12 protein-coding genes are annotated in these 13,197 nt (G+C 67.5%); 9 read left to right on the top strand and 3 right to left on the bottom strand.

What is annotated here, in order from left to right; all coding sequences use genetic code 11:
• Nucleotides 1-81 precede the first annotated feature (81 nt).
• Genes ASD68_RS00660 through tatA form a run of 9 tightly spaced genes read left to right on the top strand, consistent with a single transcriptional unit; the run spans nt 82 to nt 10,372 of the window.
• The gene (locus ASD68_RS00660) at nt 82-1,158 is read left to right on the top strand and encodes an NAD(P)/FAD-dependent oxidoreductase (RefSeq protein ID WP_056080719.1); all 1,077 of its coding nucleotides are present in this window, start codon (nt 82-84) and stop codon (nt 1,156-1,158) included.
• 46 nt (nt 1,159-1,204) lie between these two features.
• A complete protein-coding gene (locus tag ASD68_RS00655; protein ID WP_056602507.1) occupies nt 1,205-2,272 on the top strand; it encodes an FAD:protein FMN transferase in 1,068 nt (355 codons plus the stop codon).
• Nucleotides 2,272-4,461 (top strand): NosR/NirI family protein, encoded by a 2,190-nt coding sequence (locus ASD68_RS00650; protein ID WP_056602505.1) that lies wholly within the window; start codon nt 2,272-2,274, stop codon nt 4,459-4,461. The genes ASD68_RS00655 and ASD68_RS00650 overlap by 1 nt, the downstream gene beginning before the upstream one ends.
• 34 nt (nt 4,462-4,495) lie before the next feature.
• Nucleotides 4,496-6,439, top strand: a complete 1,944-nt coding sequence (gene nosZ / locus ASD68_RS00645) for a TAT-dependent nitrous-oxide reductase (protein WP_056602504.1) — start codon at nt 4,496-4,498, stop codon at nt 6,437-6,439.
• 53 nt (nt 6,440-6,492) lie between these two features.
• A complete protein-coding gene (locus tag ASD68_RS00640) occupies nt 6,493-7,755 on the top strand; it encodes a nitrous oxide reductase family maturation protein NosD (protein ID WP_056602502.1) in 1,263 nt (420 codons plus the stop codon).
• Nucleotides 7,752-8,681, top strand: a complete 930-nt coding sequence (locus ASD68_RS00635; RefSeq protein ID WP_056602501.1) for an ABC transporter ATP-binding protein — start codon at nt 7,752-7,754, stop codon at nt 8,679-8,681. The genes ASD68_RS00640 and ASD68_RS00635 overlap by 4 nt, the downstream gene beginning before the upstream one ends.
• Nucleotides 8,678-9,511 (top strand): ABC transporter permease subunit, encoded by an 834-nt coding sequence (locus tag ASD68_RS00630; protein ID WP_056602498.1) that lies wholly within the window; start codon nt 8,678-8,680, stop codon nt 9,509-9,511. The genes ASD68_RS00635 and ASD68_RS00630 overlap by 4 nt, the downstream gene beginning before the upstream one ends.
• A gap of 12 nt (nt 9,512-9,523) precedes the next feature.
• Nucleotides 9,524-10,165 (top strand): nitrous oxide reductase accessory protein NosL, encoded by a 642-nt coding sequence (locus ASD68_RS00625; RefSeq protein ID WP_056602496.1) that lies wholly within the window; start codon nt 9,524-9,526, stop codon nt 10,163-10,165.
• Nucleotides 10,166-10,180: 15 nt separating this feature from the next.
• On the top strand, nt 10,181-10,372 hold the full coding sequence (tatA, locus tag ASD68_RS00620; RefSeq protein WP_056602494.1) for a twin-arginine translocase TatA/TatE family subunit: 192 nt from the start codon (nt 10,181-10,183) through the stop codon (nt 10,370-10,372).
• A 20-nt stretch (nt 10,373-10,392) separates the two neighbouring features.
• Here the strand turns inward: tatA and dapE are convergent, their stop codons facing one another.
• The 3 genes from dapE to ASD68_RS00605 all read right to left on the bottom strand — a co-directional run bounded on the left by dapE (nt 10,393) and on the right by ASD68_RS00605 (nt 13,176).
• Nucleotides 10,393-11,523, bottom strand: coding sequence for a succinyl-diaminopimelate desuccinylase (dapE, locus tag ASD68_RS00615; protein ID WP_056602492.1), 1,131 nt, complete (start codon nt 11,521-11,523; stop codon nt 10,393-10,395).
• 66 nt (nt 11,524-11,589) lie between these two features.
• On the bottom strand, nt 11,590-12,654 hold the full coding sequence (locus tag ASD68_RS00610; protein WP_056077556.1) for a VIT1/CCC1 transporter family protein: 1,065 nt from the start codon (nt 12,652-12,654) through the stop codon (nt 11,590-11,592).
• Nucleotides 12,655-12,816: 162 nt separating this feature from the next.
• Nucleotides 12,817-13,176 carry an arsenate reductase gene (locus ASD68_RS00605; protein ID WP_056602490.1) on the bottom strand — a complete coding sequence of 120 codons (360 nt, stop codon included), beginning with the start codon at nt 13,174-13,176 and terminating at the stop codon, nt 12,817-12,819.
• Between the last annotated feature and the right edge of the window lie 21 nt (nt 13,177-13,197).

The raw sequence follows: 13,197 nt of genomic DNA, 5'->3' as shown, positions 1-13,197 counted from the left end.
TCACCCGGGCGAATCTGACTGAAGTCAAAAGCTGTCCTCTGGCGCGCGCGCATGATCCGCACCGTCCACAGGATGCGTTCCATGATCAGCTGCGACACCATCATCATCGGCGCGGGCCCGGTCGGCCTGTTCCAGGTTTTCGAACTGGGTTTGCTCGGGCTGAATACGCATGTGGTCGATTCCATGCCGCATGCCGGCGGCCAGTGCATCGAGCTGTATCCGGACAAGCCGATCTACGACATCCCGGCCGTGCCGGCATGCAGCGGGCGCGAGTTGGTCGAGCGGTTGCAGCAGCAGATCCGGCCGTTCGCGCCGCAGTTCCACCTGGGCCACACCGTCACCGCGTTGGAGCGCATGCAGGACGGTCGCTTCCGGCTGCAGACCAGCGGCGGGCTCGTGTTCGACGCGGGCGCGGTAATCATCGCCGGTGGCCTGGGCGCGTTCGCTCCGCGCACACTGAACCTGCCGGAAGCCGCGCCGCTGGTGGGCCACACGTTGCACTACAAGGTGACCCGGCCTGCGCTGTTCGACGACCAGGACATCGTGATCGCCGGCGGCGGCGACGCCGCGCTGGACTGGGCACTGACCCTGGTCGAGCGCGCACGCAGCGTGGTGCTGGTGCACCGCTCTTCGACGTTCCGCGCGGCGCCGGCCAGCGTGGCGCGCATGCAGGCACTGTGCGACGAAGGCTGCATGCAGTTCTGCGAGGGGGACATCATCGGCATGGAGACGATCGGCGACGCGCTGGCGCAGGTACGCGTGCGCACGCGCAGCGGCATGGTCCAGCGCATCGAGGCTTCGCACCTGCTGGTGTTCTGGGGCATGCACCCGGCACTGGGGCCGATCGCCGAGTGGGGGCTGGCACTGGAACGCCAGCAACTGGTGGTGGACCCGGCGACCTTCCAGACCTCCGTGGCCGGCATCTTCGCGGTGGGCGACATCAACACCTACCCGGGCAAGAAGAAGCTGATCCTGTCGGGCTTCCACGAAAGTGCGCTGTGCGCGTTCGCCGTGCACGCGTACCTGCATCCCGGCGACAAGGTGAACCTGCAATACACGACCACCAGCCCCGCCCTGCAGCGGCGCCTGGGCGTGCGCGACGCCGAGCGCGATGCCGTCGTCGCCGAGCCGCAGCCACGCGTGGCTGCCACGGCCTGACCTCGCCCATCGCACGCGCTCAACCACTCACCCCGGGAGACATCCCATGTACCGCCCCTCCGCCCCCGACGACCTGCGCTCGCCCGACCGCCGGCGCTGGCTGAAGCAGGCCGGCCAGCTCGCCATCGCCGGCGGCCTGCTGGCTGGCGGCGGCTGGGCGGTGCTCAAGCGCAAGCAGAACCTGTGGCAGGTGCGCCGCGAACGCACGCTGATGCAGACGTCCGTGGCGGTGACCTGCCTGGCCGACGACGTGCAGGCGGCCGGCGCGGCGATCGAAGCGGCGTTCGCGCGCATGGCCGCAACCGCCGCGCAGCTGACCCGCTTCGACCCGGCCGGTCCGCTGGCGCAGCTGAACCGCGACGGCCAGCTGGCGCAGGTGCCCGCGCAACTGGATGCGGTGCTGCGCCAGGCACTGGCGCTGTCGCGACTGACCGATGGCGCGTTCGACCCGACCGTGCTGCCGGTGCTGCGCTACTTCGAGACGCTGCGCGGTGCGAGCCACACCGACGCGCACGAGCAGCGCGTGGCCGAAGACCGCGATGCGCTGGTCGGTTACCGCGGCCTCGTACTCGATGCGCGCGGCGCGCAGCTGCTGCGCCCGGGCATGGCCGTCACACTGGACGGCATCGCCAAGGGCCACGTGGTCGACCAGGGCATCGCCGCGCTGCGCGGCGCCGGCATCGAGTACGCCCTGATCGACGCCGGTGGTGACATCCACGCGATCAGCGGCAACGATCCCGCACGGCACTGGAACGTCGGCATCGTCGATCCACGCGACGTCGGCCGCGTGGCGGCGGTGCTGCAATTGCGCAACGCGGCGCTGTCGACCTCGGGCAACTACCGCGTGTTCTTCTCCGCCGACCGGCGCCTGTTCCATATCGTCAACCCGCGCACCGGCTGGTCGCCGCAAAGCTATTCCAGCGTGACCGTGATGGCGCCGCGTTCGGTACTGGCCGACGGCATGAGCACGGCGGCGTTCTCGCTGGAGCTGCCGCGCTTGTCCGCGCTGATGGACGCGCAGGATCAGCAGTGGCTGGCGTTCTCGCGCACGGGCGAGCAACGCTGGCGCTCGCGCGAACTGCCGCTGATCGCCGGCACGGCAGAGCGCGTGTGATGCGCGTGCCGCGTCCGCTCATCACCCGCGTGCTGCTGGCGCTGTGCCTGCTGTTGCTGGCACCCGCGACGCTGGCCGGCATCGATGCGAAGCATCCGCAGTTGCACGAGGTGTTTCCGCAGGCTACCCGCTACGGCGACATCGAAGGCACACCGCCGGCGGCCGCCGTTTACCAGGGTGACGAGATCATCGGCTACGTGTTCGAGACCGTGATGGTGGCGCCGGTGCCCGCGTACTCGGGCGCGCCGATCAACCTGCTGGTGTCGATCGGCACCGACGGCAGCATCCGCGACGCGCGCGTGCTGGAGCAGCACGAGCCGATCCTGCTGGTCGGCATCCCGGTGCAGAAGCTGTACGACTTCGTGGCGCGCTACATCGGCCATCGCGTGGACGACCAGATCGTGGTCGGCGGCGGTGCCAGCGGCAGCGTGCGCATCGACGCGATCAGCAGCGCCACGGTGACTTCGATGGTGGTCAACGAGACCATCATGAACTCGGCGCTGAAGGTGGCCGCCTCGCGCAAGCTGATCGCCGACGCGACCGATACCGACGCCAACGCCGCCGCCGTGCGCACCGACTACTACCAGCCGGCCGACTGGGACACGCTGACCGGCAACGGCGCGATCGGCCACCTGCAGCTCAAGCGCCAGGCGATCACCGACGCGTTCAAGGGCCAGCCGGAGAGCGGCATGGTCGACGACGCCACCGCGCCGGCGCCCGGCCACGAGGACGATGTCTTCATCGACCTGTACTTCGCCGACGTCACCCCGCCCACGGTGGGCCGCAACCTGCTCGGCGCGGACACCCACGCCGACCTGATGAAGCAGCTCAAGCCCGGCGATTCGGCGATCGCGGTGATGGCCAACGGCATCTATTCGTTCAAGGGCGTGGGCTACGTGCGCGGCGGCATCTTCGACCGCGTGCACGTGCTGCAGGACGGCAAGCTGGTGCTGTTCAAGGACACCGACCTGGTGCCGTTGAACGACACCCCGCTGCGCGGCAAGCCCGAGTTCGCCGAGCAGGCGATCTTCATCGTGCGCAACGGCGGCAGCGGTTTCGACGCGACCCGGCCGTGGACGCTGCAGCTGATGGTGAATCGCCAGGTCGGCCCGCTGCAAAGCATCTACCACACCTTCACCCGCGACTACCGCATGCCGGCCGGCTACACCACAAGGCCGCAGAGCAGCGCCGAGTCGCAGTCCAGCGCGCTGCCGGCCAACGCCGCGCTGTGGCAGAAGATCTGGTACGGCCGGCGCATCGACATCGCCGTGTTGCTGGCCGGGCTGACCGTGCTCACGTTGATCCTGCTGTTCCAGGACTGGATCGTGAAGTACCCGGTGTGGCTCGAACGCGTGCGCACGGGCTTCCTGATCTACACCTTGGTGTTCATTGGCTGGTACGAGCTGGCGCAGTTGTCGGTGGTGAACATCTTCACCTTTGTGCAGTCGCTGCTGCATGGCTTCCATTGGGAAACCTTCCTGATGGACCCGATGATCTTCATCTTGTGGGTGTTCGTGGCCGCTACCTTGCTGCTGCTCGGGCGCGGCGTGTACTGCGGCTGGCTGTGCCCGTTCGGCGCGCTGCAGGAGCTGGTGGGCAAGCTCGCCAAGCGGCTGCGTGTGCCGCAGTTCGAGTTTCCCCGCGTGGTGCACGAGCGGCTGTGGGCGCTGAAGTACGTGATCCTGCTGGTGCTGTTCGGCATGTCGCTGCAGTCGCTCAACACGGCCGAACATTACGCCGAGGTCGAGCCGTTCAAGACCGCGATCACCCTGCACTTCGCGCGCTCGTGGAGCTATGTGTTCTACGCGGTGCTGCTGGTCGGCGTCTCCGCCTTCAACCACAAGTTCTATTGCCGTTACGTGTGCCCGCTGGGCGCCGGGTTGGCGGTATCCGGGCGCTGGCGGCTGTTCGAGTGGCTGCGCCGGCGACCGGAGTGCGGCAGCCCCTGCCAGGTCTGCGCCAACGAATGCGAGGTCAAGGCGATCGGCCCCGACGGCCGCATCAACTTCAACGAATGCCATTACTGCCTGGACTGCCAGGTCACCCGCATCAACGACCACAAATGCCCGCCGGTGGTGCAGCAACGCAAGAAGCGCGAACGCGCTGCGCGACCGCTGCCCACGCCGATCGTGCTGATTAACCCGGCAAACGCGCCGGAAACCCGAGAGCCGGCGCCCATCGCCGACTGATCCCACGTCACCTGCCCTCTGCGGATGAGAAGCCATGCACGACGAATCGAAGAACAAACCCGACGCGAACGCGGAGGGCGCCGACCCCGCCCGTCGCCACTTCATGAAGAACAGCGCACTGGCCGGCCTCGCCGGTGCGGCGGGACTGGCGCTGGCCGGCTGCGGCCGCAAGAGTGACCTCGGCGGCGCGGAAGGTGCCGCCGGGCACGATGGCGAACGCCAGCGCGAGCACGGCAAGCACGAGGCCGCCTCCGACCACGTGCCGCCCGGCCAGCTCGACGAATACTACGGCTTCTGGAGCGGCGGCCAGTCCGGCGAGGTGCGCGTGATGGGACTGCCGTCGATGCGCGAGCTGATGCGCATCCCGGTGTTCAACCCCGACTTCACCATCGGCTGGGGCATCACCAACGAGAGCAAGCGCGTGCTGGGCGCCAACTTCCCGCCCGGCGGCGACTGCCACCACCCGCACATGAGCCAGACCGACGGCCACTACGACGGCCGCTACATCTTCATCAACGACAAGGCGCATACCCGCGTGGCGCGCATCCGCTGCGACGTGATGCGCACCGACCGCATCATCGACGTGCCGAACGTGCAGTCGATCCACGGCCTGCGCGTGCAGCGCGCGCCGCGCACCGGCTACGTGTTCGCCAACGGCGAGTTCATGGTCCCGGCGCCCAACGACGGCCACGACCTGGAGGACCCGAAGAAATACCAGACCATGTTCAGCGCCATCGACGGCGACACCATGGACGTGGCCTGGCAGGTGCTGGTGGATGGCAACCTGGACAACACCGAGGCCGACTACGCCGGCAAGTACGCGATCTCCACCTGCTACAACAGCGAAGGTGGCCTGGACCTGCCCGGCACCATGCAGGCCGAGCGCGACTGGGCGGTGGTGTTCAACATCGCGCGCATCGAGGAGGCGGTGAAGAACGGCAAGTTCAAGACCATCGGCGACTCGAAGGTGCCGGTGCTGGATGGCCGCCATGGTTCGTCGTTCACCCTCTACATCCCGATCCCGAAGAACCCGCACGGCATCAACGCCAGCCCCGACGGCAAGTACGTGGTGGCCAACGGCAAGCTCTCGCCCACCGTCAGCGTGATCGAGTGGAGCCGCATCGACGACTGCTTCGCGGGCAAACTGAAGGACCCGCGCGATACGGTGGTGGCCGAGCCCGAGCTGGGCCTGGGGCCGCTGCACACCGCCTACGACGGCCGCGGCAACGCCTATACCACGCTGTTCATCGACAGCCAGATCGCCAAGTGGAACATCGCCGACGCGATCGCCGCCCACGGCGGCAAGAAGGTCAACTACCTGCGCCAGAAGGTCGACGTGGCCTATCAGCCCGGCCACTGCCACACTTCGATGGGCGAGTCGCGCGATGCCGACGGCAAGTGGCTGGTGTCGCTGAACAAGTTCTCCAAGGACCGCTTCCTGCCCACCGGCCCGATGCATCCGGACAACGACCAGCTGTTCGACATCTCCGGCGAGACCATGAAGCTGGTCGCCGACGGCCCGGTCTACGCCGAGCCGCACGACGTGATCCTGCTGCACCGACGCCTGCTGATCGACAAGGTCAAGAAGAGCTGGGACCGCGACGACCCGTTCTTCGCCGAGACGGTGGCGATGGCGAAGAAGCACGGCGTCAACGTGCTGTCCGACAGCAAGGTCATCCGCGAGGGCCGCAAGGTGTTTGTCTACATGACCTCGGCCGCGCCGATCTTCAGCCTGGGCAGCTTCAAGGTGAAGAAAGGCGACGAGGTGACCGTGGTGGTGACCAACATCGACGCGGTGGAGGACGTGAGCCACGGCTTCTGCATCGTCAACTACGGCATCAACATGGAGATCAGCCCCGGCGCCACCGCCTCGGCCACCTTCACCGCCGACAAGGCAGGGGTGTTCTGGTACTACTGCACGTTCTTCTGCCATGCGATGCACATGGAGATGAGCGGGCGGATGCTGGTGGAGGCCTGAGCCGTGCCGTGCCGTCGCGCACCCCGCGGCGGCGCGGCCGGATCTTCCGGTTCATGACGACGTTACGCTACCTCGCGATTGCACTGCTGTTGCTGCTGGCGCTGCCAGCACACGCGCGCGAATCGCTGGAACAGCTGGTGGCCGCCGCGCCACCCGGCGCCACGCTCAGCGTGCCCGCCGGCGTGCATGCGGTACACCTGAAGCTGGACAAACCCCTCACCCTGATCGGCGAACCCGGCGCCATCCTGGACGGCGGTGGCTACGGCGACATCGTGCGCATCAGCGCCGCCAACGTCACCGTGCGCGGCCTCATCTTGCGCCACAGCGGCAGCGACCTCACCGCAATGAACGCGGGCATCTTCATCGAACGTACGGCGCGCGACGTGGTCATCGACGGCAACCGCATCGAGGACAGCCTGTTCGGCGTCTACCTCGACGGCGCCGCCAACGTGCGGGTGGAACGCAACGTGATCCGCGGCATGCGCGCGCTGCGCGTGGCCGACCGCGGCGACGGCATCCATCTGTGGAACGACACCGGCTGCACCATCGATGGCAACGACATCGCCGGCTCGCGCGACGGCATCTACGTCTACGTCAGCTCGCACAACACCATCACGCGCAACGTGGTGCACGACGTGCGCTACGGCGTCCACTACATGTATTCGCAGGACAACCTGCTGCAGGGCAACGTCAGCCGGGGCAACCTGGCCGGCTATGCGCTCATGTCCTCGCACCACCTCAAGGTGATCGGCAACAGCTCCGCGGACGATGCCTCCTACGGCTTCCTGCTCAACTACATCGCGCACAGCGAGATTGCCGGAAATCGCGTGTATCGCGTCAAGGGGCAGAGCGACGACGCCGGCGGCACCATCGAGGGCACCGAGGGCAAGGGGCTGTTCGTCTACCTGTCGCAGTTCAACAGCTTTCACGACAACCTCGTCGCCGATTCGCAGATCGGCATCCACGTGACCGCCGGCTCGGAAAACAACCGCCTGTGGGGCAACCACTTCGAGGACAACCGCATCCAGGTGAAGTACGTCCAGAACCTGGCGCAGGAATGGTCCGAGCGCGGCCGCGGCAATTTCTGGAGCGATTACCTGGGCTGGGACCTGGACGCCGACGGCATCGGCGACATCCCGTTCCGCCCCAACGACGGCGTCGACGTGCTGCTGTGGAAATACCCTTCCGCGCGCAACCTGATGTCCAGCCCTTCGGTGCTGCTGCTGCGCTATGTGCAGCGCGCTTTCCCGGTGTTCACGCCGCCCTCGGTGCAGGACAGCCACCCGCTGATGAAAGCTACCCCGGCCACCCCATGAACCACCCGATCGAATGCCACGCGCTGGCCAAGCGCTACGGCGAACTCGCTGCACTGGATGGCGTCAGCGCCGCCGTGCCGTGCGGCCAGGTGATCGGCCTGCTCGGCCACAACGGCGCGGGCAAGTCCACGCTGATCAAGCTGATCCTCGGACTGATCGCGCCCAGCGGCGGCCAGCTTGAAGTGCTCGGCCAGTCACCATGGCGCGCGCACGCCTTGCGTCGGCGCATCGGCTACCTGCCCGAGAGCGCCACCTTCTACGGCAACCTCAGCGGTCGTGAACTGCTCGACTACCTGGCGCGCTTGAAGCAGGCACCACGCACGCAGGTCGCCACGTTGCTCGAACGCGTCGGCCTGGCGCACGCCGCCGACCGACGCGTCGGCACGTACTCGAAGGGCATGCGCCAGCGCCTGGGCCTGGCGCAGGCGCTGCTCGGTTCACCCGAACTGGTGCTGCTGGACGAGCCGACCACCGGCCTCGACCCGCAGGCGACGCGTGAGCTGTACCGCATCGTCGGCGAGCTGCGTGCGGACGGCCGTTGCGTGCTGGTCTCCTCGCACCTGCTGGCCGAACTTGAACCGCACATCGACGGCGCGCTGATCCTGCGCCAGGGCAAGCTGCTGGCTGCCGGCAGTTTGCACGCGCTGGGCGAGCAGGCCGCGCTGCCGGCGCAAGTGCTGTTGCGACCACGCGAGCAGACGATGCCTGAACTGATCGCACGCCTCGAAACGAACGGACTGTCGGCGCAGGCACGCCCCGACGGCCGGCTGGAACTGCAGGTGCCGCGCGCCGGCAAGCTGCGCGTGCTGCGCGAGCTACTGGCCGACCCCGCGATCGTCGACCTCGATGTGCGCGAGCCCACCCTGGCGCAACTCTACGACTGGCTCGGCGCCGGTCCGCCATCCACCGCGGAGGTGGCCGCATGAACCCGATCCTCACCGTCGCCGCCAAGGAATTCCGCGACGACTTCCGCAACCGCTGGACGATCGCGCTGACGATCCTGTTCGCCCTGCTGGCATTAGGCATCGCCTGGTTCGGCAGCGCGGCAGCCGGACGCGTGGGCTTCACCTCGTTCGACGCCACGCTGGCCAGCCTGACCACGCTGGGCGCGTTCGTGATCCCGCTGATCGGCCTACTGATCGCCTACGGCAGCATCGTCGGCGAGCGCGACGACGGCACCTTGCTGCTGATGCTCAGCTATCCACTCTCGCGCGGGCAACTGGTGGCCGGCAAGTTTCTCGGCCACTGCGGCGCGTTGGCCGCCGCCACGCTGGCCGGCTTCGGGCTGGCGGTGGCGATCATGCAATGGATGCAGCCGCCGGAGCAGACGATGCAGGCGTGGCTGCAGATCGGCCGCTTCATCCTCAGCGCCTCGCTGCTCGGCGCCAGTTTCGTCGGGCTGGCCTGCCTGATCAGCGTGCAGACGGCCGACAAATCCCGCGCCGCCGGCCTGGCGCTTGTCGGCTGGCTGGTCAGCGTGGTGCTGTTCGACCTCGCGCTGCTGGCGTTGCTGGTGGTCAGCGGTGGCAACCCGCTCGAGCGCGCGGTGTATCCGTACCTGCTGCTGTTCAATCCGGTGGACGTGTTTCGGTTGGTCAACCTCACCGCACTGGGCGACGGTGCCGGCAACGACCTGCTGACCGGCATGACCGCCCACCACAGCTACTCGCCCGCCCTGCTCTACGCACTGTTGCTGGGCTGGGCGGTGGCGCCGTTCGCGTGGGCGATGCTCGCGTTCCGGCGCAAGGAAATCTGAAGGAATCCGCGCATGCCCTGCCCGCCGATCACCACACTGCACCGCGCCGCCTTCGTGCTGGCGCTGGCCCTGCTCGCCGGGTGCGGCGGCAGCCCCACACCTGCACATCATGCCGTCGACACCCACCCGGACGATGCCTGCGCGGTATGCGGCATGTACCTGGACGGCTCGCCCGGCCCGCGCGCCGAAGCCTGGGTCAGCGGTCGCGCCAAACCGCTGGTGTTCGATTCCACCCGCGACTTTTTCGCCTACGTGTTGCAACCGGAGAATCAGGCTTCACTGCAGGAACTGTTCGTGCAGGACAGCGCGCGCATCGACTGGCAACAACCCGCTCACGCCGCCGCCAGTTTCATCGACGCGCGCACCGCCTCCTACGTGGCCTGGCAACCGCTGCCCGGCTCGATGGGCCCCACCCTGGCACCGTTCGCCAGCCGCGCGGCGGCGGAAGTGTTCAAGGCCGAACACGGCGGCGCCGTGCTCGGTTTCAGCGAGATCACGCCTGCGCTGGTGGCCAGGCTGGACTACCGCTGCCCAATCCAGGTCGCCGCGAGTCTCGGCACCCTGCAATGCCTCGCGCCGTCCACGCGATCGCTGGGCCTGCTGGTCCACAAGCAACCCGCGTTTCCGCCGACTCAATCACACGACCATCCCTAAAGGGGAGCCCCGAACATGCTCGGACTGAACAGTTTTTCGCACTGGATCGTGCTGCTGGTACTGGTACTGCTGTTGTTCGGCACCGGCAGGCTGCGCAACGCCGGCCGCGACCTCGGCGGCGCCATCGCCGGTTTCCGCAGGGGACTCAAGAGCGACACATCGGGCGATGCCGCCGAACAACCGGCGTCACCGAAAGATCCGCGCTGACGACGACGCGCCTTCGGTGATTACCCCAGCAACCGCTCGCACACCGTGCGATACAACGCCGGCAATTGGTCGAGTTCCGCCACATCCACGCACTCGTCCACCTTGTGGATGGTGGCGTTGACCGGGCCCAGTTCGACGACTTCGGCACCCAGCGGTGCGATGAAGCGGCCGTCGGAGGTCCCGCCGCCGGTGCTCTGTTCCGGCTCGATGCCGCAAAGATCACGGCACACCGCCGCCACGGTTTCACGCAACAGTCCACCAACAGGTGTGAGGAAGGGCTCACCGGAGAGATGCCAGTCGATATGGAAATCCACGCCGTGCCGCCGCAGGATCGCCTCGCTGCGCGCGCGCAGGTCATCGGCGCGACTGGCCGTGCTGTAGCGGAAATTGAACAGCGCCGTGAGCGTGCCGGGGATGACATTGTTGGCGCCGGTGCCGGCGTTGATGTTGGACACCTGCATCGAGGTGGGCGGGAAATCCTCGTTGCCCTCGTCCCAGCGCTCGGCGGTCAACTCGGCCAGGGCCGGCGCCAGCGCGTGGATCGGGTTCAGCGCCTTTTCCGGATAGGCCACGTGGCCCTGCACGCCGCGCACGGTGAGCGTGGCCGACAGCGAGCCGCGGCGGCCGACCCTGATCAGGTCACCCAGCTTTTCCTTCGCGGATGGCTCACCCACCACGCACCAGTCGATCTTTTCGCCCACGGCACGGAAATGCTCGACCACCTTGCGCACACCGTCGATCGCCACGCCTTCCTCGTCGCTGGTCAGCAACAAGCCCACCCGGCCGCGATGTTGTGGATGGGCCGCCACGAACTGCTCCAGCGCCACCACCATCGCCGCCACCGAACCCTTCATGTCGGCGGCACCACGGCCGTATAGACGGCCATCCCGAACGGAGGGTTCGAATGGCGGACTTTGCCAGGAAGCTTCCGGACCACTGGGCACCACGTCGGTGTGACCCAGGAAGGCCAGCGTGGGGCCGGCATTGCCGTGGGTGGCCCACAGGTTGTCGACGTCGCCGTAACGCAGGTGTTCGATGCGAAAGCCCACGCGCTCGAGGCGCTCGGCAATAAGCGGCAGGCAACCGGCGTCGTCGGGCGTGACCGAGCGGCGGCGGATCAAATCGCAGGTGAGATCGAAGACGACGGACATGCGCTCTCGCAAAGGCGGCGGAAAAAGGAAAGTCGCAGCATATCAAGCGTGCGACGCGGCGTTGCCTCAGCCGGCCACCACCACGCCCAGTACGTGTCCCACCGCATAGGTGACCGCGGCGGCGGCGGCGGTGATCGCGAACTGGCGTGCGATCGAGAACAGCATGCTGCGCCCGGTGAACAGCGAGGTGCCAATACCGATCAGGGCAAGCCCGGCGGCCGTGGAGCAGGCGCTGGCAAGCAGCGCAGCCCGGCCGCCCAGGAAAAAGTACGGCGCCACCGGAAACAGCGCACCGCAGGCGAACAGGCAGAACGATGAAATGGCCGCGCCCCAGGCCGAGCCGCCCAGTTCGCTGGGGTCGACACCCAGATCCTCGCGCACCAGCATGTCCAGCGCCGCGCGCGGGGTTTCGGTGACGTGGCCGGCCAGATGCGCGGCGGCGGCGGGGTCGAGCCCCTTCTCCTGATAGATGCCGGTGATGTGGCGCAAACCGTCTTCCGGCGACACCGCCAGCCGCTCGGCGCGTTCGGTGATCTGCGCCTGGTAGAACTCGCGCGAGCTGTTGACTGAAAGCCACTCGCCGAGCGCCATCGAACAGGCACCAGCAACCAGACCGGCAAGACCCGCCAGCAGCACGGCGCGATCACCCGACGCCGCACCGGCCATGCCCATCACCAGGCTGACGTTGGAAACCAGCCCGTCGTTGGCGCCCAGCACCGCCGCGCGCAACGTGTTGCCACTTTGCGGACGGTCGCGCCGACCGTGCACGCCGTGTTCGTCCCGGGGAATGAAATGATCGCGATGGCGGTTGCGGTCCACCGGCGTGGATTCGTGGTCGGCATGTTCCAGCCGCACCACGGTAGGCATCACGAACTCGGTGCCGAAGCGACGCGCAAACGCGCTCAGGGCGCGAACGCGCAAGCCGACATGTGCCGGGGGCACCGTTTCACCAAGCTCGCGCAGACGCGCTTCCCAGAAGCCGGCGTTGACGGTTTCACCCTCGGCAATGCGTCGATAGGCCCGCGCCAGCCTGGCGTCGGTGGCCAGCTCGGCCAGCCGTCCATACAGCGCGGCGTTGTCGCGCTCGATGCGCAGGTTGTTGCGATAGCGCCGGACCCGGTGGGTGCTCATATCCGTGGACTCAGAGTTTGTGAGGAAAACCACTTCCTGTGGTTTTTCTCTATCGCGCTTCCGGCACAGGCCCGGAAGCGCTCACGCGGACCAATCACTTGCGTGATCGATCCGCGCCCGGCCATCGTGACCGGGCTTCGAGGTTGAAAAAATCACAACCTCTCAGCGGGCGAACAGCTTCTTGAAGCCGTTGTCGCTGAAGCCCACGCTCACCGCGCCGTCGGGTTGCACGACCACGGGGCGACGGATCAACGCGGGGTATTCCTTCAGCAGCAGGGTCCACTCCGGATCGCTGCCGGGGTTCTTGCGCTGCGGCAGCAGGTTGCGCCAGGTGGTGGACGATTTGTTGACCAGCTTTTCCCAGCCGCCAAGCTGCGCGGCCCAGTCTTTCAACGTGGCTGCCGGCACCGGATTGGCGCGGTAGTCGATGAAGTCGTGGGCCACCTCGAAACGGCTCAGCCAGTTGCGGGCCTTCTTGCAGGTATCGCAGTTGGGAAGGCCGTAAAGCGTCGGTTCGGTCACGCCGGTTTCCTGTAGGAGCGC

It is taken from the genome of Rhodanobacter sp. Root627 (assembly GCF_001427835.1).
Classification (GTDB): Bacteria; Pseudomonadota; Gammaproteobacteria; order Xanthomonadales; family Rhodanobacteraceae; genus Rhodanobacter; species Rhodanobacter ginsenosidimutans.
The sequence above is the reverse complement of the archived record's forward strand: the minus strand, read 5'-3'. Positions and strand labels throughout refer to the sequence as shown.

Bases quoted from the DNA above. Each gene is read 5' to 3' on its own strand.
- ASD68_RS00625 (WP_056602496.1), top strand. From the start codon at position 9,524: ATGCCCTGCCCGCCGATCACCACACTGCACCGCGCCGCCTTCGTGCTG.
- ASD68_RS00660 (WP_056080719.1), top strand. From the start codon at position 82: ATGATCAGCTGCGACACCATCATCATCGGCGCGGGCCCGGTCGGCCTG.
- ASD68_RS00610 (WP_056077556.1), bottom strand. From the start codon at position 12,654: ATGAGCACCCACCGGGTCCGGCGCTATCGCAACAACCTGCGCATCGAG.
- tatA (WP_056602494.1), top strand. From the start codon at position 10,181: ATGCTCGGACTGAACAGTTTTTCGCACTGGATCGTGCTGCTGGTACTG.
- ASD68_RS00630 (WP_056602498.1), top strand. From the start codon at position 8,678: ATGAACCCGATCCTCACCGTCGCCGCCAAGGAATTCCGCGACGACTTC.
- dapE (WP_056602492.1), bottom strand. From the start codon at position 11,523: ATGTCCGTCGTCTTCGATCTCACCTGCGATTTGATCCGCCGCCGCTCG.
- ASD68_RS00650 (WP_056602505.1), top strand. From the start codon at position 2,272: ATGCGCGTGCCGCGTCCGCTCATCACCCGCGTGCTGCTGGCGCTGTGC.
- ASD68_RS00635 (WP_056602501.1), top strand. From the start codon at position 7,752: ATGAACCACCCGATCGAATGCCACGCGCTGGCCAAGCGCTACGGCGAA.
- nosZ (WP_056602504.1), top strand. From the start codon at position 4,496: ATGCACGACGAATCGAAGAACAAACCCGACGCGAACGCGGAGGGCGCC.
- ASD68_RS00655 (WP_056602507.1), top strand. From the start codon at position 1,205: ATGTACCGCCCCTCCGCCCCCGACGACCTGCGCTCGCCCGACCGCCGG.
- ASD68_RS00640 (WP_056602502.1), top strand. From the start codon at position 6,493: ATGACGACGTTACGCTACCTCGCGATTGCACTGCTGTTGCTGCTGGCG.